At 64.9% G+C, this 19,625-nt stretch carries 19 protein-coding genes and 1 riboswitch; of the genes, 9 read left to right on the forward strand and 10 right to left on the reverse strand.

Annotated elements, in window-relative coordinates:
• Positions 1 to 26 precede the first annotated feature (26 nt).
• The 3 genes from VFG49_RS16555 to ppa all read left to right on the forward strand — a co-directional run bounded on the left by VFG49_RS16555 (position 27) and on the right by ppa (position 3,735).
• Entirely contained in the window at positions 27 to 2,075 is a 2,049-nt protein-coding gene (locus tag VFG49_RS16555; protein ID WP_324862532.1) for a sodium-translocating pyrophosphatase, read from the forward strand.
• A 158-nt stretch (positions 2,076 to 2,233) separates the two neighbouring features.
• Positions 2,234 to 3,070, forward strand: a complete 837-nt coding sequence (locus VFG49_RS16560) for a 2OG-Fe(II) oxygenase (protein ID WP_324862534.1) — start codon at positions 2,234 to 2,236, stop codon at positions 3,068 to 3,070.
• A gap of 125 nt (positions 3,071 to 3,195) precedes the next feature.
• Positions 3,196 to 3,735 carry an inorganic diphosphatase gene (gene ppa / locus VFG49_RS16565; protein WP_324862535.1) on the forward strand — a complete coding sequence of 180 codons (540 nt, stop codon included), beginning with the start codon at positions 3,196 to 3,198 and terminating at the stop codon, positions 3,733 to 3,735.
• A 49-nt stretch (positions 3,736 to 3,784) separates the two neighbouring features.
• Here the strand turns inward: ppa and VFG49_RS16570 are convergent, their stop codons facing one another.
• Positions 3,785 to 3,967 carry a hypothetical protein gene (locus VFG49_RS16570; protein WP_324862537.1) on the reverse strand — a complete coding sequence of 61 codons (183 nt, stop codon included), beginning with the start codon at positions 3,965 to 3,967 and terminating at the stop codon, positions 3,785 to 3,787.
• Positions 3,968 to 4,025: 58 nt separating this feature from the next.
• A complete protein-coding gene (locus tag VFG49_RS16575; RefSeq protein ID WP_324862539.1) occupies positions 4,026 to 4,625 on the reverse strand; it encodes a ferritin-like domain-containing protein in 600 nt (199 codons plus the stop codon).
• 104 nt (positions 4,626 to 4,729) lie between these two features.
• On the opposite strand from VFG49_RS16575, the gene VFG49_RS16580 reads away from it, so the two are divergent.
• Positions 4,730 to 5,308: a GNAT family N-acetyltransferase gene (locus VFG49_RS16580; RefSeq protein WP_324862541.1), complete on the forward strand. Its 579-nt coding sequence runs from the start codon at positions 4,730 to 4,732 to the stop codon at positions 5,306 to 5,308.
• Positions 5,309 to 5,361: 53 nt separating this feature from the next.
• Here the strand turns inward: VFG49_RS16580 and VFG49_RS16585 are convergent, their stop codons facing one another.
• The 3 genes from VFG49_RS16585 to VFG49_RS16595 all read right to left on the reverse strand — a co-directional run bounded on the left by VFG49_RS16585 (position 5,362) and on the right by VFG49_RS16595 (position 10,124).
• A complete protein-coding gene (locus VFG49_RS16585) occupies positions 5,362 to 7,287 on the reverse strand; it encodes a sulfotransferase (protein ID WP_324862543.1) in 1,926 nt (641 codons plus the stop codon).
• Positions 7,288 to 7,297: 10 nt separating this feature from the next.
• Positions 7,298 to 9,175, reverse strand: a complete 1,878-nt coding sequence (gene thiC, locus VFG49_RS16590) for a phosphomethylpyrimidine synthase ThiC (protein ID WP_324862554.1) — start codon at positions 9,173 to 9,175, stop codon at positions 7,298 to 7,300.
• A 139-nt stretch (positions 9,176 to 9,314) separates the two neighbouring features.
• A riboswitch (TPP riboswitch) is annotated at positions 9,315 to 9,409 on the reverse strand.
• 64 nt (positions 9,410 to 9,473) lie between these two features.
• Complete coding sequence (locus tag VFG49_RS16595) at positions 9,474 to 10,124, reverse strand: TetR/AcrR family transcriptional regulator (RefSeq protein WP_324862555.1); 651 nt, start codon at positions 10,122 to 10,124, stop codon at positions 9,474 to 9,476.
• Between the two features lie 103 nt (positions 10,125 to 10,227).
• Here VFG49_RS16595 and VFG49_RS16600 point away from each other — a divergent pair, with 103 nt between their 5' ends.
• The 3 genes from VFG49_RS16600 (at position 10,228) to VFG49_RS16610 (ending at position 12,744) form a co-directional block, all read left to right on the forward strand.
• Positions 10,228 to 10,614, forward strand: coding sequence for a hypothetical protein (locus tag VFG49_RS16600; RefSeq protein WP_324862556.1), 387 nt, complete (start codon positions 10,228 to 10,230; stop codon positions 10,612 to 10,614).
• Positions 10,615 to 10,728: 114 nt separating this feature from the next.
• Positions 10,729 to 11,388, forward strand: coding sequence for a protein-L-isoaspartate O-methyltransferase (locus VFG49_RS16605; protein WP_324862557.1), 660 nt, complete (start codon positions 10,729 to 10,731; stop codon positions 11,386 to 11,388).
• A gap of 27 nt (positions 11,389 to 11,415) precedes the next feature.
• The gene (locus VFG49_RS16610; RefSeq protein ID WP_324862558.1) at positions 11,416 to 12,744 is read left to right on the forward strand and encodes a TolC family outer membrane protein; all 1,329 of its coding nucleotides are present in this window, start codon (positions 11,416 to 11,418) and stop codon (positions 12,742 to 12,744) included.
• Between the two features lie 64 nt (positions 12,745 to 12,808).
• Here the strand turns inward: VFG49_RS16610 and waaA are convergent, their stop codons facing one another.
• Entirely contained in the window at positions 12,809 to 14,077 is a 1,269-nt protein-coding gene (waaA, locus tag VFG49_RS16615; protein ID WP_324862559.1) for a lipid IV(A) 3-deoxy-D-manno-octulosonic acid transferase, read from the reverse strand.
• Positions 14,078 to 14,168: 91 nt separating this feature from the next.
• Between waaA and lpxL the strand changes: the two genes are divergently transcribed.
• Positions 14,169 to 15,095, forward strand: coding sequence for an LpxL/LpxP family Kdo(2)-lipid IV(A) lauroyl/palmitoleoyl acyltransferase (gene lpxL / locus VFG49_RS16620; protein ID WP_414649163.1), 927 nt, complete (start codon positions 14,169 to 14,171; stop codon positions 15,093 to 15,095).
• A gap of 67 nt (positions 15,096 to 15,162) precedes the next feature.
• Entirely contained in the window at positions 15,163 to 16,077 is a 915-nt protein-coding gene (locus VFG49_RS16625; RefSeq protein WP_324862568.1) for a VirK/YbjX family protein, read from the forward strand.
• Between the two features lie 12 nt (positions 16,078 to 16,089).
• Here the strand turns inward: VFG49_RS16625 and VFG49_RS16630 are convergent, their stop codons facing one another.
• The 4 genes from VFG49_RS16630 to VFG49_RS16645 form a co-directional block, all read right to left on the reverse strand.
• A complete protein-coding gene (locus VFG49_RS16630; RefSeq protein ID WP_324862569.1) occupies positions 16,090 to 16,857 on the reverse strand; it encodes a glycosyltransferase family 2 protein in 768 nt (255 codons plus the stop codon).
• Positions 16,854 to 18,122 (reverse strand): O-antigen ligase family protein, encoded by a 1,269-nt coding sequence (locus VFG49_RS16635; protein ID WP_324862571.1) that lies wholly within the window; start codon positions 18,120 to 18,122, stop codon positions 16,854 to 16,856. The genes VFG49_RS16630 and VFG49_RS16635 overlap by 4 nt, the downstream gene beginning before the upstream one ends.
• A 61-nt stretch (positions 18,123 to 18,183) precedes the next feature.
• Positions 18,184 to 19,311, reverse strand: a complete 1,128-nt coding sequence (locus VFG49_RS16640) for a glycosyltransferase (protein WP_324862573.1) — start codon at positions 19,309 to 19,311, stop codon at positions 18,184 to 18,186.
• Positions 19,312 to 19,406: 95 nt separating this feature from the next.
• Positions 19,407 to 19,613, reverse strand: coding sequence for a zinc-finger domain-containing protein (locus tag VFG49_RS16645; protein ID WP_198670389.1), 207 nt, complete (start codon positions 19,611 to 19,613; stop codon positions 19,407 to 19,409).
• Positions 19,614 to 19,625 lie beyond the last annotated feature (12 nt).

Below are 19,625 nucleotides of genomic sequence, written 5' to 3' on the forward strand. Positions count from 1 at the left end.
TGGTTTCCACCCATGGGGAGGCTCCGATGCTGCAGCAGTATGGCTTGTGGATCGTGCTGGCATGTGCGGTCCTGGCGGTTCTTTACGGCGCGCTGTCCGTGCGCTGGATCTTGGCAAAATCGCCGGGCAACGCACGTATGCAAGAGATCGCTTCCGCGATCCAGGAAGGTGCGAAGGCTTATCTCAATCGCCAGTACGCCACGATCGGCGGCGTCGGTCTGGTGTTGTTCCTTATCGTTGGTTTCGCCCTGGATTGGGGCACGGCAATCGGATTCGCGGTCGGCGCCATCCTCTCCGGCGCCACCGGATACATTGGCATGAACGTGTCGGTACGCGCCAATGTGCGCACTGCCGAAGCTGCACGCCATGGCCTTGCAGCGGCGCTCAACGTGGCGTTCCGCGGCGGCGCGATCACCGGCATGCTGGTGGTGGGACTGGCCCTGCTGGGCGTCACCGCCTATTACATGGTGCTCAGTCACATGGGTTACGAGACCATGCATGCCTTGCATGCGCTGGTCGGCCTCGCCTTCGGTTCCTCGCTGATCTCGATTTTCGCGCGCCTGGGCGGCGGCATCTTCACCAAGGGCGCCGATGTGGGCGCAGACCTGGTGGGCAAGGTGGAAGCAGGCATTCCCGAGGATGACCCGCGCAACCCTGCCGTGATCGCCGACAACGTGGGCGACAACGTGGGCGACTGCGCCGGCATGGCCGCGGACCTTTTCGAGACCTACGCGGTGACGCTGATCGCCACCATGCTGCTGGGCGGCGTGATGGCCGAGCAAACCGGCAGCAATGGCGTGCTGTTCCCGCTGGTGCTGGGCGGCGTGTCCATCGTGGCGTCGGTGATCGGCACCTTCTTCGTGAAGGCTCGCGGTCCCAAGATCATGAATGCGCTGTATGCCGGCGTGGCCGTCTCGGCCATCCTCGCCGCGATCGCATTCTGGCCCATCACCAGCCAGCTGATGGCCGACTCTGCCTATGGCGCAGGCCACCTCTATGGCTGCGCGTTAATCGGTCTGGCACTCACTGGCGCAATGGTAGTGATCACCGAGTACTACACAGCGACCGAGTACGCGCCGGTGCAGCACGTAGCACGGGCATCCACGACGGGACATGCGACCAACATCATCGCGGGCATCGGCGTATCGATGAAGTCCACCGCACTGCCCGTGCTCGCCGTGTGCGCGGCGATCTGGGGCGCTTATCAACTGGCCGGACTCTACGGCATCGCCATTGCCGCCACGGCCATGCTCAGCATGACCGGCATGATCGTCGCGCTGGATGCCTATGGCCCGATCACCGACAACGCCGGCGGCATTGCCGAAATGGCCGACCTGCCGCCGGAAGTGCGCGGCGTCACTGACCCGCTGGACGCGGTGGGAAATACCACCAAGGCGGTGACCAAGGGCTACGCGATCGGCTCGGCCGGCCTCGCCGCGCTGGTGCTGTTCGCCGACTACACGCACAACCTCACCCAGCATCTGAACATCGTCGATTTCCGCTTCGACCTGTCCAACCCGTACGTGATCATCGGCCTGCTGATCGGCGGCCTGATCCCGTACCTGTTTGGCGCGATGGCGATGGAAGCGGTGGGTCGGTCGGCAGGCGCAGTGGTGGAGGAAGTGCGCCGACAGTTCCGCGAGATCAAGGGCATCATGGAAGGCACCACCAAGCCCGACTATTCGCGCGCGGTGGACATGCTTACCAAGTCGGCGATCCGCGAAATGCTGATTCCCTCGTTGCTGCCCGTGCTGGTGCCGGTCGTGGTGGTGTTCGGCTTCAAGTGGCTGGGCGGTGCGGAAGCCGGTGCGCAGGCGCTGGGTGGCGTGCTGATCGGCACCATCGTCACCGGCCTGTTCGTCGCCATCTCGATGACCACCGGCGGCGGCGCGTGGGACAACGCCAAGAAGTACATCGAGGACGATCACTTCGGCGGCAAGGGCTCCGACGCGCACAAGGCGGCAGTGACCGGCGACACCGTGGGCGATCCGTACAAGGACACGGCGGGCCCGGCAGTGAATCCGCTGATCAAGATCATCAACATCGTGGCGCTGCTGCTCATTCCGTTGCTGTAAGCGCGACGCGCCCGGTCGCTCAAGCGTGATCGGGCGAATCCAACCTGGCACGTAATGCTCCCTCTCCTCGCTCAGCAGAGGGAGCATCACTCACGTGAACTACCCGCATACCCCGCGTAACATGGCCCGCCTGTCCTGTTCACGCTTACCCGCCCCGCATGAACCAACACACGATCCGACCCGAGCTTCGCGAATGGATCCTCGCTACGGCCCGTTCCGGCCAGAGCCTTGGCGAGTTGCTGAGGCTGCTGAAGGACGCCGGCTATGGCGGCGAGCAGAGTCGGCAGATGGTGGCGCGCGTGCTCAACCTGCCGCTGTCCACGGTGCTGGCGGCGAGCAAGAAGGGTTTCACCGGCCAGCGCACGCGTCATCCGGAGCCACCGCGCCAGCACGTGCGCGATCATGAGATTCGCGTGACGCTCAGCACCGATACGCCCGTGGTGCGGCTGCTTGAGCACATGCTCACCGATGAGGAATGCGATGCGCTGATCGCCGAAGCCAAGCCGCAGCTTGCGCGTTCGCTCACCGTCGATGTGGATGGCCGCCACCAGACGGACGAGCGGCGCACCAGCCAGGGCATGTTTTTCCGCATCGGCGAAACGCCACTGGTGGACCGGATCGAGCAACGCATCGCAGCGCTGCTCGATATCCCGGTCAGCCATGGCGAGGGCCTGCAGATCCTGCATTATCTGCCAGGCCAGGAATACGAGCCGCATTTCGACTGGTTCGACCCTACCCAACCCGGCTTTGCGGCTGTCACGGCCCGCGGCGGCCAGCGCATCGCCAGCGTGGTGATGTACCTCAACACGCCCGACGAAGGCGGCGGCACGGGCTTCCCGTCCATGGGTCTCACGGTGACGGCGCTGCGTGGTTCGGCCGTCTATTTCGCGTACGAGACTGGCGACCAAGCCTCGCTGCACGCCGGCCTGCCGGTGATCAAGGGCGAAAAATGGATTGCTACCAAGTGGTTGCGAGAGCGGCCCTACCAAGCCTGAGCCCCTGGAATCGCGCTGCCGGAGCCTGAATTGCGGCTCGGCGGGACAGCGTCGACTGCTGCGATGCACCACCTTTTGCCGTATCCTTCCCAGTCTTTGCTTTTGACTACGCCAAGGACACGCCCATGGGTCTGCACCTCGTCTCCGCCGGCCGCAAGGTTCCGGACGAAATCAACGTCATCATCGAAATCCCCAAGGATGCCGAGCCCGTCAAGTACGAGGTCGAGAAGGAAAGCGGCGCGATCTTCGTCGACCGCATCCTGTCCACGCCGATGCGCTATCCGTGCAACTACGGCTACGTGCCGGGCACGCTGGGCGGCGACGGCGATCCGCTGGACGCACTGGTGATCCTGCCGTTGCCGCTGGTGCCGGGCTCGGTGATCCGTTGCCATCCGGTGGGCATGCTGAAGATGACCGACGAAGCCGGCAGCGACGAGAAGCTGGTGGTAGTGCCGGTGGAAAAGATCTTCGCCGGTTACGCGCACATCAAGGATATCAAGTCCGTATCCGGCCACTGGCTGGAGCGCATTGGCCACTTCTTCGAGCACTACAAGGATCTGGAGAAGGGCAAGTGGGTGAAGCTGGAAGGCTGGGTCGGCGCCGATGAAGCGAAGGCCGAGATCACTTCCGGTATCACACGCTACGAAGCCGACAAGAAAGCTTGATCGTTCTTAAGAAAACGCGCCGCCTTCGGGTGGCGCGTTTTTTTGTGCCTCATTCCGACGTGCTTGCCGACGCATCCTGCACTTGGGAAGACGAAGCGACGGGTTGTGGCGTGCCGAACATCGTCATCCACCACATCAGCATGCACACCAGCAGCACTGCGATGGACAGGGCCGTCAATACGGCCCGCAGGATCACGTGCCCTTGCCGGGCCACATGGTTCGACATCCGCATGATGCCTCTCCCGTTGGACAGCTCGAACCGATAACGCGGCAGCAAACGAACCGCTGACTCAGCCCTTGCCTGGTTTCTTCGCTGGCGGCCGCGCCTTGGCGGGCTTGGCCGGCTCACCTTTCTTGCCGAGGTTGTCCAGCAGCGTCGCAAGATCCTCCGCATGCTCTTCCTCAACGGCGAGGATCTCTTCCATCAGACGCCGCGTGGTGGGATCGGAGGGACCGATGTAGTTGACGATCTCGCGATAACTGTCGATGGCGATACGCTCGGCCACGAGATCTTCCTTGAGCATATCAACCAAGTCTTCGCCTTCCACATAGTCGGAATGGCTGCGCGTGAGCAAGCCTTCGGGCGACAGGTTTGGCTCGCCGTCCAGCTGCGTGATGCGCTCGGCGATCCAGTCGGCGTGCTGCTGCTCTTCGTTCGCATGCTCGAGGAACTCGGCCGCTACGCTCTTGGCGTGAATGCCCTTGGCCATGTAGTAGTGGTATTTGTAGCGCAGCACGCACACGATTTCGGTGGCCAACGCCTGGTTGAGCAGCTTGATCACGGTTTCGCGATCGCCGTTGTAACCCGCGGTGATCGCACCTTTGTCAATGTGTTCGCGGGCGCGCTTGCGGATGTTTTCTATGTCGCTGACAAATGGCTTCGATGCCATGGCGTGCCTCCGTCGGAATGGCTGGGCAATGGCAGTAACCGTAGGTCGCGCTACGCGAAACGCAGGTGAAAAACCCGCAATCTGCGCAGCGCTACACTGCCCTCATGAAGCTCAACATTCATCCCGCGACGCCGGAACGCTGGAACGCGCTGGAAGATCTGTTCGGCCGCCAGGGTGCGTGCAACGGTTGCTGGTGCATGTATTGGCGCATCGGCAGTCTGTATCACCGGCGTCCGCGCGAAGAGAACAAAGCTGCGCTGCGCGACATCGTCGAACAGGGGCCGCCGCCCGGGTTGCTCGCTTTCGATGGCGAACGGGCCGTGGGTTGGTGCCAACTCACGCCGCGTGCCGATCTGCCGTGGCTCGATGGTGGCAAGGCGCGCATCGCGGTCGATGCCGTCCCTGTCTGGTCCATCTCCTGTTTCTATGTTCGGCGCGGCTATCGCAACAAGGGCGTCACCCGTGCGCTGATCAAGGCGGCCGTCGATGCCGCGCGCCGGGCCGGTGCACCAGCGATCGAGGCGTATCCGTGGGACACCACGGAGCACAACATCGGCGCCTTCACGGGGATCGCATCAACCTTCGTGCGTGCGGGTTTCAAGGAAGTCGCACGCCATCAACGCAACAGGCCGATCATGCGGCGTCGTTTCCGTTCGTCTCGTCAGCGCGACACATCCGTGTAATGCGAGGCGGCTGCGATGCGTCCTTCGACGACGAAGGACGCGTCGCGCCGAATTCACCTCGTTGCGAAACGATCGGCACGTTCCCGCGTGGACTGGATGCCAGCAAGCACATCGTCGATGAGTGCACCATGCCTGCGCCACTTGCCGGGTGACGGTTCGCTGACCGTGTAGCGCGAGAGCGGCAGCGTCCCATCGAGTTTCTGATCCCAACCGAGCCCCAGCGACCGGCACAGCAAGGCCACTTCGCGCGACGGATCGGCAAGGAACGCGTCGTAGCGTATCGCGTGCACACGATCGGCCGGCAGGGTCTCCAGGTCGTCCAGCAGGATGCGCGTGGTGGCTTCCCACTGCGCGGCGACGATCTCCTGCAAGGGACGTCCATTGAGGTCGCGCCATCCCGGCACCAGCAACAGCGACCACGGCGTGCCTTTCCATCCGGGCAGCTTGGGGTACGTGCCGAAGCGACCGGACTCCCACGCTTCGATCATGCTGCTCAGCGTTTCGCGCGGGTCGCGGTAGAGATAGACGAAATGTGCCTCGGGGAATACGCGCGCGAGGAACGGCACGCGCAACGCGTTCTTCGGTGTCTTCTCCAGCATGCGCACCGGCCCGCGCACCGGCGCCTTGCCGTCGCGATCGCGCAGTTCGGAAAAAAACCGTTGCCGCAGCTGTTCGATGATGGCACGCGTGGCAGCCGAGGCATCGAGCCGGTTTGAATCGAAACCGCGCTGCCCGGGCGAAAGTTCCGGAATGCCCTCGATCAACGCGTGGCTTTCGCGGCCGATGGTGAAAAGGCCCGGCGCGCGTGACAGGGTCTCGAACAACAGCGTTGATCCCGCGCGCGGCGAGGACAGGATGAAGACGGGCCGCTCGAACTGAGGATCGGCCTGCGGTTTGGGTGGCTTCACTTCAAACGAGGCTGCACCCGTCATGATCGGTGCCTGCCGAAGCGGCGACACCGGCACCGCAGGGGGCGCAAGCGATGAGGCGGTGCCAATGGACTGCCGCAGCTCCGAGCCCTCAGGAATGGCGCCCGTACCTTTGCGATCCTTGATCGCCACGGAGAACACCATCAGCCGCATCGTACCGAGCAGCGAGGCGTCGTTGACCAGGCGAAGCGCGGCACCGTCGCTGGCCAGCCATTGCTCGTAGGTGTTCAGCGTTTGCCGGAACGCAGGCCAGCCGGCAGGGTCCGTGCCGAATTCGGCCCACAATGCCTGCCACGCATTGAAGAAACGTCCGGTTATCTGGTGCGCCTGCTCCAGTAGCGGGCTCGGCCTGGTTTCGCGCAACAGGAAGCCGATGTGCTCGCGCAATTCCCACGGCGACATCACCACGGGAAGGTTCACCGATTCGAAGCGCAGCGGCGGCGTCGCGTCCATCGACGGCTCGATGAGCTCCGCCTGCCAGCCATCCGGCGCGGCATGGCCAGGCATGCGACCGAGCCGCACATATTCGCTGAAGTCGTCGCTGCCCACGGTGTCGGCCACCAGGTGGATGCGCTCGTCGTCATTGGCGTTGATGACGCGATGCATCCGCCAGGTGTCGAAGATCCAGCATTCGCCCGGCGCCATGTTCACTTCCGCCTCGCCGCACATGAAGCGCACGGAGGGCTTGGTAAGGATGGGCACGTGCACGCGCGCCCTGGCGCGCCAGTAGTAGTTGACGTCGAAGTGCGGCGACACCTCGGCCTGGCCGGTGAGTTTCATCAGCCGCGAGCGGCCCCACACACCGCCGATCCTGGACATCACCTGCCGCAGGTAAGGACTCTGCAGCAGGTAGGACGTGGGGCGCATCGGCCCGGAAAACGAGTCGTTGTCCGGGTCGCCTTCGGCCGATACCAGCGGCAACCAGAGGTTGCCGGGGTATTTCTGCGGATGCTCCCGCCAATGCTCCGGCCCGAATCCCGCTATCTCACGTGCTAACGCCGAGGCGTCGAACTGCAAAGGCAACTGGATGAACGGGACGGGCAATTTCACGAATCGGCCTTCACTCGTTTTTGTACAGCTGCGCTCCGGCTGCGCGGAATTCGGCGGATTTCTCCGCCATGCCGGCGTCGATGGCTTCCTGCTCGCCCACGCCGTGTTCCGCGGCGTAGTCGCGCACATCCTGCGTGATTTTCATCGAGCAGAACTTGGGACCGCACATGGAGCAGAAGTGTGCACTCTTGTGCGCGTCCTTGGGTAGGGTCTCGTCGTGGAATTCCTGAGCCTTCTCAGGGTCCAGGCCCAGGTTGAACTGGTCTTCCCAGCGGAACTCGAAACGCGCCTTGGAAAGCGCGTTGTCGCGTACCTGCGCTCCGGGGTGGCCCTTGGCCAGGTCAGCGGCGTGGGCTGCGATCTTGTAGGCGATGATGCCGTCACGCACGTCCTGCTTGTTGGGCAGGCCCAGGTGCTCCTTGGGCGTCACGTAGCAGAGCATGGCGGTGCCGAACCAGCCGATCATCGCCGCGCCGATGGCGGAGGTGATGTGGTCGTAGCCTGGCGCAATGTCGGTGGTCAACGGCCCCAGCGTGTAGAACGGCGCCTCGTGGCACTTCTCCAGCTGGCGGTCCATGTTCTCCTTGATGAGATGCATGGGCACGTGGCCGGGGCCTTCGATCATCACCTGCACGTCATGCTTCCAGGCGATCTGGGTCAGTTCGCCCAGCGTATCGAGTTCACCGAACTGCGCGGCGTCGTTGGCATCGGCAATGCAGCCGGGGCGCAGGCCGTCGCCGAGGCTGAAGGACACGTCATACGCCTTCATGATCTCGCAGATGTCTTCGAAGTGCGTGTAGAGGAAGTTTTCCTTGTGGTGCGCCAGGCACCACTTGGCCATGATCGAGCCGCCGCGCGAGACGATGCCGGTGACGCGCTTGGCGGTCAGCGGTACGAAGCGCAGCAGCACGCCGGCGTGGATGGTGAAGTAATCCACGCCCTGCTCGGCCTGCTCGATCAGCGTGTCGCGGAAGATTTCCCAGGTGAGGTTTTCGGCGACGCCGTCGACCTTTTCCAGCGCCTGATAGATCGGCACCGTGCCGATCGGCACCGGCGAGTTGCGGATGATCCACTCGCGCGTCTCGTGGATGTGCTTGCCGGTGGACAGGTCCATCACGGTGTCGCCGCCCCAGCGGATCGACCACACCAGCTTCTCCACTTCCTCGGCGATGCCGGAGGACACTGCTGAGTTGCCGATGTTCGCGTTGATCTTGGTGAGGAAGTTGCGGCCGATGATCATCGGCTCCGCTTCCGGGTGATTGATGTTGGCCGGGATGATCGCGCGGCCGCGTGCCACTTCATCGCGCACGAATTCCGGCGTGATCAGCTTCGGCAGCGCCGCGCCGAACGACTGGCCCGGGTGCTGGTTGAGCAGCGCGCTGGCGTGCAGCGCCTCGATGCGCTGGTTTTCGCGGATGGCGATGTATTCCATCTCGGGCGTGATGATGCCCTGGCGCGCGTAGTGCATCTGGGTGACGTTGGCGCCCGCCTTGGCGCGACGCGGCGCATGCGTGGCGGTGAAGCGGAACGCATCGAGCTTCGGGTCGGCAGCGCGCTGGCGGCCGAAGGCGGAGCTCAGGCCCGTCAGCTGCTCGGTATCGCCGCGCTCGGCAATCCAGCCAGCGCGCAGGGCCGGCAGGCCGGTGACCAAGTCCACCTTGTAGTCGGTGTCGGTGTAGGGACCGGACGTGTCGTAGACGGTGATCGGCGGGTTCGCCTCGCCGCCGAACAGGGTCGGCGTCTGCGCCTGGCAGATCTCGCGCAGCGGCACCTTCAGGTCGGGGCGGCTGCCCTGCACATGGATCTTGCGCGAACCCGGGATCGGGCGCGTCACGGCTTCGGAGAGTTCCTGCGCGGCGCGCGCGAGGTCGGTGGGCAGGGCATTCATCGGCGTGTGTCCGTCCGGGTCGAGGCGATGTCCCCTAGGGGACGTGCTTTTGTTGGGGTCCGCACGTGGGGTGTGCGGGGCGATGCGAAGGGATCGCATACAAGCAACAGAAGCGACGGCGCCGGACGCACGGACTCAAGTGCCGTGCGGCGAAGCTCCCTACAGCGGTACTAGCCGCATCAGGTTCGAAGGGACTCTCTCAGCCGGCTGTTGCCGGCACCCCCGCTTCAAGGAAGCTATTTGAGCACGAAGCGGGGTCGGCCGCGAGTGCGACCGCAGCAAGCGGCTGCGGTGGAACTCAGCGCGGCAGGTAGGCGCGCAGGAACATCTCCACGCCATCGCGGGCGGTCTGTTCCAGTTCCACGGCGTAGGACTGCGCGCACTCCTCACAACCGAACATGCGGCGCATCAGCATCTCGCCCTTGATCAGCGAGATCAGCTGGCCAGCGGCGCGCGCGATGTTGGGAATATCCAGCTTGCCGTCGTCAACGGCCTGCTGCAGCAACCGTTTCATGAGCGCATGGCCACGCTCCGGGCCTTCCTCCCACAGCAACTTGCCGTAGCGGGGATTGCCCTGGCGGCAATCGCTGAGGATGGCGCGGAAGGTGCCCACGTTCTGCACGTCGCAGTCGAGGCGCACATGGTGCAGGGCGATGCGTTCCAGGGTTTCGCGGATGGGCTCGTCGGATACGTACTGGTACGTATCTTCGGGCAGCAGATCCTGTATGCGGGCTCGGATCACCTCGCGGAACAGGTTGTCCTTATCGCCGAAGTGGCTGTAGACGGTGAGCTTGGACACGCCGGCCTCGGCTGCCACGGCGTCCATGCTGGTGCCGGCAAAGGCGTTGCGGATGAACAGGGCCTTGGCGGCCTCCAGGATCGCCGCGCGCTTTTCCATGTCCTTGGGACGGCCGGGCCCCTGAGGCTTGGTTTGCGGGATCGTGCTCATGATTAATTACACCTTCACAAAATGGCTTCACAAACGGATAACAGGCGTTTAGTATACGCGGCGGTTTAGTATTTTTCCATGGCCACGATACACGGCTTCCCTCATGTCCACCACTATCGCAGAACTTTCCCTCAGTCCGGCCTACCGGCTCGCCCAGCGCGCCGTGGCCAGCTGGCTTGAGCGAGGCCAGGCGGGAGCTCGCCAGGCGGCCTTCGCGGCTCGCGCGGCACTGGCCAGCCTGGACACGGTCGAGCGCAGCCGTCTGGCGCGCTGGCTTGCCTGGCTGGCCGTGGCGGCCCACAGCCGGGGCGAAGAGTCGCCCCAGGCGCGCGTGGGCCGTCTTGACGCCTCCTTGCATCAAGCCATGGAAGATGCCCTCGCAAGATTGCCCGCGGGCATGCTCGGCAGCACACCGAAACTGTACCGCCGTAGCGCCTGGGTGTCCGCGGACACCGCGCCACGCATGACTTCCGTCAACCGCGCGCGATGACTTCCGGCACTTCGTAGCGCCTGGACCAGGCCGCAGGCTTTGCACATTGTCGGAAGATGGCTAAGCGCTTATGCTTTTTAGCCTTTTTTCCGATCTGAACAGGACGCAAGCAAGATGGCGATGAACTTCGAACAGGCGCGGGTCAACATGGTGGAAAACCAGGTGCGCCCCTGGGAAGTGCTGGATGCACGCGTACTCGACGTGCTCGGCACCGTGCGCCGCGAAGACTTCGTTGCCCCCGAGCATCGCCAGCTGGCTTTCGCCGACCTCACCCTGCCGCTGGGCCACGGCGAAGTGATGATGAAGCCGGTGGTCGAGGGTCGCGTGCTGCAGGCACTGGAGCTCACGCCGACCGACCAGGTGCTGGAAATCGGCACGGGTTCCGGTTTCCTCACCGCTTGCATGGCCAAGCTTTCGGCCGGTGTCACCAGCGTGGATATCCATGCCGATTTCATCACGGCAGCGGGCGATCGTCTGGCACGCGCCGGCATCGCCAATGTGAAGCTGGAAGTGGGTGAAGCCGTCAGCGGCTGGCAGCCGTCCGGCGTTTTCGACGCGCTCGTCGTGACCGGCGCGGTGCACCAGATTCCGCAGCGCTTCCTGTCCTGGCTCAAGCCCGGCGGCCGCCTGCTGGTGGTGCGCGGCGACTCGCCGGTGCAGCACGTGCTGCTGTTGACCCACGAGGGCAACGGCCGCTACCGCGAAGAGTCGCTGTTCGAAACCGATCTGCCGTACCTGAAGCACGCCGAACCGCCGCGCCGCTTCGTTTTCTGAACCCATTCCCCAAACATGAGGCAACCCATGCGCTTGAAGCTTCTGACCCTTGCCCTGGCCCTGTCGGCGCTCCCGCTGGCTGGCCACAGCGAGGACTTGCTGGATGCATACCGAGAAGCCCGCGCCAACGATCCGGTGCTCTCGCAGGCACAAGCCACGCGCCTGGCCACCGGTGAAAACGTCACCCAGGCTCGCGCCGTCATGCTGCCGCAGCTCAATGGCAGCTTCGGCGTGACCCAGCAGTCCACCGGCAGCAACCTCTCCAACGGCACGATCCAGGGCCAGGGGCATTCGCGCACCCGGTCGCTCTCGGCGACCCTGGACCAGTCCATCGTTGACCTGAGCCAGTGGGCCAACCTGTCGGCGGCCCATTCGCAGGCCTCGTCGCAGGACGCGACCTATGAAGCCGCGCTGCAGACGCTCTACGTCCGCGTCACCGCGGCCTATTTCAGCGTGCTCACCAGCCAGGACGCCATGGTGTTCGCCAAGGCCAACGAGGACGCCTACAAGGAGGCCTACGACCAAGCCGACCAGCGCTTCAAGGTGGGCCTGTCGGCCGTGACGGACGTCTATCAGGCCAAGTCCTATTACGAGCTGGCCAAGGCGCAGACCATCGCCGCGCAGAACACCCTCAACGACGCCAAGGAAGCGCTGACCCAGATCACCGGCAAGCCGGTGACGGATCTGAAGAAGCTGCGCGAAGACCTGCCGCTGACCGCGCCGACCCCGGCCGATCCGGACGCATGGGTGCAGTCGGCGCTGAAGACCAACGCCACCATCCAGGCCGGCCAGTACAGCGTGCAGGCGGCTGAGCACACGATCGACGCGGCGCGCGCGGGCCACCTGCCCACGCTGAGCGCCTCGGTGTCGCGTGGCAAGGACACCACCTGGTTCGAGAACGGCAGCTCCAACATCCGCGGCAATGGCGAATACGGCACCACGGTCGGCCTGCAGGTGAACATCCCGATCTTTTCGGGCGGCGCCACGCAGTCCCGGGTACGCCAGTCGATCTACCAGCGCGATGAAGCGCAGGACACGCTGGAGTCGACCCGCCGCCAGGTGGTGCGCGACACGCTGAACTTCTACCGCTCGGTGCTCGCCGGCATCAGCCAGGTGGAAGCGAACAAGGCCTCGGTGGATTCGGGCCAGAAGGCGCTGGAAGCGACCCGTGCGGGCTTCGACGTGGGCACCCAGACCATGCTGAACGTGCTCAACGCGATTCAGACGCTGACCCAGGCCGAGAGCAGCTACTCGCAGTCCCGCCACCAGTTGGTGCTGGACCAGCTGCAGCTGCGGCAGTCGGCGGGCTCGATCGACCTGAAGGACATGGAGATGGTCAACGCGATGCTGCAGTAACCCAGCAACCGCGATCCACAGGGAGGCCGGGCATGCCCGGCCTTTTTTGTGGACGGATGGACGTCTATTCCTGCAGTAGGCTGTCGACCATCCCCATCACGCGCTTCACCGCGCCACGCTCGCTGTCGAACACGATGCGCGCCACCATGCCCATGCGGTCGCGACGCGGCTCGTCGCGCAACAGTTGCAGCAACTGGTGACCGAGCTCCTCCGCGCTGCCGACGCGCGTGGCGCCGCCTTCCTGGATCAGCGTGAGGGTGATCTCCTCGAAATTGAACGTGTGCGGCCCCACCAGCACGGGCGTCGAGAGCGCCGCCGGCTCCAGCACGTTGTGCCCGCCGATCGGCACCAGGCTGCCACCGACGAAGGCCAGGTCCGACGCGGCATAGAAGGGCATCAGCTCGCCCATCGCATCGATGACGAATACCTGGTGCGAAGCCGAAGGCACCCGGTCCACGCTGCGCGTGCCGACTGCGAAACCCAGGCTGCGGGCCGAATTCTCCACCAGCTTGAAGCGTTCCGGATGCCGCGGGGCGATCAGCAACAATGCATCGGGCCAGCGCGTGAGCACTTCGAGATGCGCCTCGAGCACCGGCAGCTCCTCGCCCTCATGCGTGCTGCCGGCGATCCATGCCGGGCGCAACTTGCCCCACTGCTGGCGCAGTTCCTCGCCCTTGATCTCGGCGTCGTAGGGCACCGGCATGTCGAACTTCAGGTTGCCGGTGACAACGATCTTCTCGGGATCGGCACCGAGTTCACGGTAACGCGCGGCATCAGTGCGCGACTGCGCAGCAATCTGGCGCACGCAGCCCAGCGCGCGCGATACCAACGCACCCATCGGCTTGTAGCCGCGCAGCGAGCGCTCGGACAGGCGCGCATTCACGATCATCATCGGGATGCCGCGCTTGCGGCAGGCGAAATACAGGTTTGGCCAGATTTCCGTTTCCACGATGATGGCCAGTCGTGGCCGCACGCGCTTGAGGAATCGCGATACCGAAAACGGCAGGTCATAAGGAAGGTACACATGGAAAACGCTGTTGCCGAATAGCTGGCGGACGCGTTCCGAACCGGTCGGCGTCACCGTTGTGACCACCAGAGGGGCATTGGGGTAGTCGTTGCGCAAGGCCTTGATCAAAGGCTCCGCCGCGTTGACCTCGCCCACCGACACGGCATGCACCCACAGGCTGCCGTTCACGCTTGCTGGCGCGGCAAAGAAGCCGAAGCGTTCGCGCCAGCGCTTGTGGTAATCGCGGTAACGCACGCCACGCGCCAGCAGACGCAGCACGATGATCGGCGTCACCAGGTACATGGCGAGGGTATACAGATAGCGCAAGGCCGATCCCTTCGATGGGGTGCACCAGTATATCGGCTCGTTGCGGGGCGCCGGCTCGCCTCGGTTTGGCTTGTTCCCTACAATGCGCGCGATGCCTGGCATGTCACGCCCCTCCTTCACGCGCTCCCTGCTCGCTCCGCGACACTGGCCAGGCTGGCTGGGCGTGGGCGTGGTGTGGTTGATCGCGCGGTTGCCACGGACGTGGCTGATGGGCCTGGGGCACCTGCTGGGACAACTGGTGCAGCGCGTGCCATCGCCGCGCCGGCACATCGCGGAGGTCAACATCGCGTTGTGCTTTCCGGAACTGTCGAAACCCGAGCAGGCCCGGCTGGTCGATGCACACCTGCGCGACATCGGCCTGATGATGGCGGAGTTCGCCCTGGGCTGGATGGGCAGCGAGCGCGCCATCGCCGATGTGCCCGTCACCATCGAAGGCCTCGAGCACCTCGAAGCGGCACGCGTGCAAGGCAAGGGCGTGCTGTTGGTGGGCGGTCACTTCTCGCACCTGGAGCTGTGCGCGCGGCTGGTGTCGCAGCGCATTCGCATTTCCGGGATGTACCGCAAGATGGACTCGGCGCCTTTCGAATGGGCCGTGTTGCGTGCGCGGCTTGATTACGCCGAAGCCATGTTCGAAAAGGACGACATCCGCGGCACCGTGAAGCACCTGCGCAGCGGCGGCACGCTGTGGTACGCGCCGGACCAGGACATGCGCAGCAAGGACAGCGTGTTCGTGCCGTTCTTCGGCATCCCCGCCGCCACGATCACCGCCACGCATCACCTGGCGCGACTGTCCGGTGCATGCGTCATTCCGTTTCATCACCGGCGACTGCCGGGCAACGCAGGCTACGCGTTGCGACTGGGTGCGCCGCTCGCGGACTTCCCCAGCAAGGACGCGCTGGAAGACACGGCGTGCGTCAACGTGTGCATCGAGGAGATGGTGCGCGCCGCACCCGAGCAATACCTGTGGGTGCACAAGCGTTTCAAAACGCGACCTGAAGGCATGCCCTCCGTCTATTGAAGCTGACAGGTGATCGACAGTTAGCGCGGGTAGAAAGCACAACGTGTTTTCCCCGACACCCGCCGCCATGTCCTTTCGGTATTTCTTGCGATCACTGCGCGAACGCCGTGACTGGCGAGGATCGCTTTCCAAGCGTCTCGCCTCGGGCCTGAAATATGTCGCCCGCTGCGGGCGCATGCCGCGACGACAATCGGCGTGGCTGCAAGAGCTGTATGGCTCGCCACGCCTGGCGGCCATCGTGGCGCACGACCCGCGCATGCATGAGCGCTGGCATCACCACTACATCAATCGTCGGCTTGGCCGCGCGCAGCGCATGGCCATCATCAGCAGCCACTATCGTTTCCTGTTCGAGCAGTTGCCGGCGACGCTGGTGGAAGCGGTGTATCTGCGGGGCCGTTTCGTGCTGGGCGCGCTGGAGCTGAAGGACGGCAGCAAGCTGCTGCTTGAATTGCGTCGCCCCACCGGGCGCAGCCGCGAAGGCGAACTCGCGCTGTGCCTGGCCAATGCGCACGGGCAACTGCTTTCCTCGGCCATTTTCAGCATCGCCGACGAAGGCCGCACGCTGCTGATCGGCTGCCTGCAGGGTGCCGCGCCCGGGCTTGGTCGCGATGCCGTGCGCGAGCTCACCAAGCAATGTTACGGCTTGCGCCCGAAAAACCTGCTGTTCTCGCTGCTGCTCGCCTTCGGCTCGTTCACCGGCGCGCAGAAACTGCGCGGCGTGTGCAACCTCGCCCATCCTTTCGCGGGCGACGCCGACAAGATCAAGGCTGACTACGACAGCTTCTGGGAGGAATGCCAGGGCGTGCTGGAAGCCGATGGCTTCTTCGCCCTGCCGGTCGCGGAGCCGGAGCGGTCGGAGGCACAGGTCGAGAGCAAGCATCGCTCCGCTTTCCGCCGCCGCGAACTGCTGCGACGCGAGGCGTGCACGCGCCTGCTCGCCGCCCTGCGCGTACAGCGCGCGCAATGGCCGCAGGCGGCCTGAAGATCGGCTACCTCAGGGCGCGTTGCGGCGTTCCCGCTCGCGCGCCTCGTGCAGCTTGGCGTACTTGAGGAACGCGTAGAAGGCGCCGGTGACACTGGCGATGAAGCCCGCCCAGCCATTGAGGAAGTAGCGCTTCCCGATGTACTGGCGCAGGAAGAAGATCGGCGGATAGAACACCATGCGCAGGCCGGTGAAGCGTTGGCGCTTGCGCAGCTTGTAGGCCACCATGCCATTGGTATAGCGGTTGATCTTGTCCACGCGCGTGGCGATGTCGCCGTCGCCATCGTTGACGAAATCTGCCCGCCACAGCGTCTTTGTCGGCCCGCGCACTTCCACGGCCGAATGCACTTCCACATCGTTCATGCCACCGCGACGACGGTCGAACAGCCGCAAATGGCCGTTGCGCCAGCTCCAGCGGTGCTGCACGGTCCAGAACATGCGCTCGCGCCGCGGCAGGCGGAAGCCCGCATGCCGCGGCGACATCAGCGCCCGTTCGATTTCCTCGCGCGTCCCGGGCGAAAGCATTTCGTCCGCATCCAGGTTGAGGATCCAGTCGTGGCTGGCCATGTCGTAGGCGCGTTGCTTTTGCGGTCCGTAGTCGTCGAACGGATGGACGTCTATCCGCGCGCCATGGCGGCGCGCGATCTCCACCGTGTCGTCGGTGGAACCGGAATCCAGCACGATGATTTCATCGGCCCAGTCGACATGGCCGAGACAGGCATCCAGCGTGTCGCCGTTGTTGTAGGTAATCACCACGACCGACAGCGGCTCGCGCGTCATGCCCGCTCCCCTTCGGTCGGCACGACATGGAGCGCCGCGCACCACAGGCCAAGCAGCCAGGCGAACAACAAGCCCCACCACGCCGAATAGAAGGCCAGATGCGTATTGAGGGGAAAGAGCATCACCGCCAGCGACAGCGTCACAGGGAAGGCGTTTCGGCGCACAGCAGCACCCACGCGGCGCCAGGCGACGATCGCCATGGCGATGGCGCCCAGCCAGCACGCCAAGCCGAACGTGCCGGTTTCGGTGAGCACTTCGAGTATCCATTGGTGCGCGTGGCAGGCACCCTCGCCCACGCCGCACGCCTCATCGCTCACCACGAAGTGATCGTTGGCCGGCGCATAGCCCGGATACGCCACGCGATACGCGCGCACACCCACGCCGTTGATCGGATGCCCTTCGAACATCGCCACGCTGGTACGCCAGATGTCCAGGCGTCCGCTCAGCGCCCAATCGATCGCGTGGCCGGTGCCCTGCGTGATCTGCAAGGTACGCTCCATGCGCTCGTGGAAACGGTCGGACAGTTTCCACGCGACGGTGGCGGCCAGCAGCAACACGACCACGCCCGTCACCGCGGCGGCCAGGAAACGCGCCGGCGAGCGGGCGACGTGCCATGCGAAACCCACGGCCACCAGCCCGTAGCAAAGCCATGCCGAACGCGAGCCCGAGAGCAGCACCGGCAGCAGCAGGAACAGGAAAGCCGTCGCCAATCCCTTGAGGCCCCAGCGACGATGCGCCGCCCACAGCACGAACGGCGACAGCACCGCCAGCGTGGGGCCCAGCTTGAGGTTGGCGGCGCCGAAGATGCCGGACAGTCGCTCGGGCGTCGCGCGGCCGGCAAGACTCCAGCCAGTGAGCGCCTGAATCCAGGCGTCCAATGCCCAGAACGCCACCACGGCCGCGACCGCGACAACCAGCGCGCGAAGCTTTTCCTCGCGTCGAATGGCAAAGCAGGCATACAGCCCCAACGGCGCGTAGCGCAGCAGCGCAGCCACGGTCGACCAGCTCTTGGCCGGCGCCATCGAATCCACCGCCGAAACCAGCGCGGCCACGACGTAGGCTGCCAGCAGCCACAGCAGCAGTCGCGCGCCAGCATGTTCGCGCAGCGCGGAAGGGTGCCGGGCAAACAGCAACACCGTGCCGACCAGGCACAGGAAAGTGCCGAGTTCGGAGCTGCGCCCGAAGGGAAGCAACGCAATCACCAGCCAGAACGGCAACAGCGGCGAGCGCAGGGCGGCCTTCAGGGAAACGGCAAATGAACTCATGCAGGCATCAGGTAATCACGGCCCACGCATTGTAGGTGAGCCGCACGCCGCGCCGCTGGTATCAGGCGGCGGTCAGCTCGTCGTAGAGCGCCAGCGTGGCCTGCTGCATGTCGCTCAGGCGATAGCTCTGCAGCATCGGGATGGGAGGGGCCACGCGCAGCAGCTCGGCGGCGCGTTCCACCAGGCGCTCTTGGTCGGACGGCGGGACGCGGCCCGCAGGATAGAGCTCGGCCAACAGTTCGCCCACGCCGCCATGCGCATAGCCCAGCACGGGACGGCACAGCGACAGCGCCTCGACCACGGTGCGGCCGAAGGATTCGGGCTTGTTGGAAAGCTGAAGGATCAGCGAGGAGATGGCGTAGATGTCACGCACGTCGGCGCGCGGCGGCATCAGTACGACCTGCGATTCCAGGCCGCGTGTCTGGATCAGTTCGCGCAGCTCTTCCACGTAGGCCTCGCGACCGGGCTCGATCACACCCAGCAACAACAGGCGCACGTCAATGCCTCGGCGCTTGAGTTCGGCCACCAGCTCGATGGCGTCGTGATGGCCTTTCAGGCGCGTACCGCGACCCGGCAAGGTCAGCAGCGGCGCACCGGCCAGCGCCGGGAACTCGGCGAAAAACGCCTTGTGCCACGCATCGTCGGGACGATGGCCGTAGGGGAACGCATCCGGATCGATACCGCGCGGAATCACCCGCACGCGGGCGGGCTCCAGCCACGGATAGTGGCTGAGCATGTAGTCGCGCAGGGTCTGCGATACCGCGATCACGCGTTCGCCGCGCAGCAGGATGGCGCTGTAGCGGCCGGGCGAGTTGAGCCCATGCACGGTGGTCACGAAATGCGGGGCGGGCTTGAGGCCCTTGATGGCCCACCAGCCTAGCCAGGCCGGCAGGCGCGAACGGGCATGGACGATGTCCGGCTTGAGCTCGCGCAGCACGCGGCGCAAGGCGCCGACGTTGAACAACGTGCGCAGAGACTTGCGGCCGATATCCAGGGTGATGTGGCGGCTACCTTCGGCTTCCAGCTGCGACACCAGGCGACCACCAGCGGAAATCACCACGGACTGGTGACCGGCTGCCACCAGCGCCCGGCCGATTTCGAGCGCAGAACGCTCAGCCCCGCCCGAGTGCAGGGCGGGGATCAGCTGAACGACGGTCAGGGACCTCGCTGGCGTGGCGACTGCTGACATGGTTTGTTCGAAAGGTGCCTTCATCCAAGAGGCAAGCAGCAATCGTGCCTAAATCCCGCACGGCCAGAGTTTCAAATGAAACTAACGGGTAAAAATCAGTCGCGAAGCACGTAATGCGCGCCGCAATAAGGACATGTGGACTCACCACCGTCCTCGACGACCGGCAAATACACCTTCGGATGGGAATTCCACAGCGCCATGCCCGGCATCGGACAGGACAGCGGAAGGTCCGCGCGCGTCACTTCGTAACGATTTTCGGCATTCGCCGGGATCAGCGGGGCGGCCGCAGGGGAACGCGACATGGGGAAACTCCA

Source organism: Dyella sp. (assembly GCF_035685885.1).
Classification (GTDB): Bacteria; Pseudomonadota; Gammaproteobacteria; order Xanthomonadales; family Rhodanobacteraceae; genus Dyella.

Coding starts and splice junctions, on each gene's coding strand:
- thiC (WP_324862554.1), bottom strand. CDS start 9,175: ATGAATGCCCTGCCCACCGACCTCGCGCGCGCCGCGCAGGAACTCTCC.
- VFG49_RS16595 (WP_324862555.1), bottom strand. CDS start 10,124: ATGAGCACGATCCCGCAAACCAAGCCTCAGGGGCCCGGCCGTCCCAAG.
- VFG49_RS16605 (WP_324862557.1), top strand. CDS start 10,729: ATGGCGATGAACTTCGAACAGGCGCGGGTCAACATGGTGGAAAACCAG.
- VFG49_RS16570 (WP_324862537.1), bottom strand. CDS start 3,967: ATGCGGATGTCGAACCATGTGGCCCGGCAAGGGCACGTGATCCTGCGG.
- VFG49_RS16580 (WP_324862541.1), top strand. CDS start 4,730: ATGAAGCTCAACATTCATCCCGCGACGCCGGAACGCTGGAACGCGCTG.
- VFG49_RS16625 (WP_324862568.1), top strand. CDS start 15,163: ATGTCCTTTCGGTATTTCTTGCGATCACTGCGCGAACGCCGTGACTGG.
- ppa (WP_324862535.1), top strand. CDS start 3,196: ATGGGTCTGCACCTCGTCTCCGCCGGCCGCAAGGTTCCGGACGAAATC.
- VFG49_RS16600 (WP_324862556.1), top strand. CDS start 10,228: ATGTCCACCACTATCGCAGAACTTTCCCTCAGTCCGGCCTACCGGCTC.
- lpxL (WP_414649163.1), top strand. CDS start 14,169: ATGCCTGGCATGTCACGCCCCTCCTTCACGCGCTCCCTGCTCGCTCCG.
- VFG49_RS16610 (WP_324862558.1), top strand. CDS start 11,416: ATGCGCTTGAAGCTTCTGACCCTTGCCCTGGCCCTGTCGGCGCTCCCG.
- VFG49_RS16640 (WP_324862573.1), bottom strand. CDS start 19,311: ATGTCAGCAGTCGCCACGCCAGCGAGGTCCCTGACCGTCGTTCAGCTG.
- VFG49_RS16575 (WP_324862539.1), bottom strand. CDS start 4,625: ATGGCATCGAAGCCATTTGTCAGCGACATAGAAAACATCCGCAAGCGC.
- VFG49_RS16630 (WP_324862569.1), bottom strand. CDS start 16,857: ATGACGCGCGAGCCGCTGTCGGTCGTGGTGATTACCTACAACAACGGC.
- VFG49_RS16555 (WP_324862532.1), top strand. CDS start 27: ATGCTGCAGCAGTATGGCTTGTGGATCGTGCTGGCATGTGCGGTCCTG.
- VFG49_RS16645 (WP_198670389.1), bottom strand. CDS start 19,613: ATGTCGCGTTCCCCTGCGGCCGCCCCGCTGATCCCGGCGAATGCCGAA.
- VFG49_RS16635 (WP_324862571.1), bottom strand. CDS start 18,122: ATGAGTTCATTTGCCGTTTCCCTGAAGGCCGCCCTGCGCTCGCCGCTG.
- VFG49_RS16560 (WP_324862534.1), top strand. CDS start 2,234: ATGAACCAACACACGATCCGACCCGAGCTTCGCGAATGGATCCTCGCT.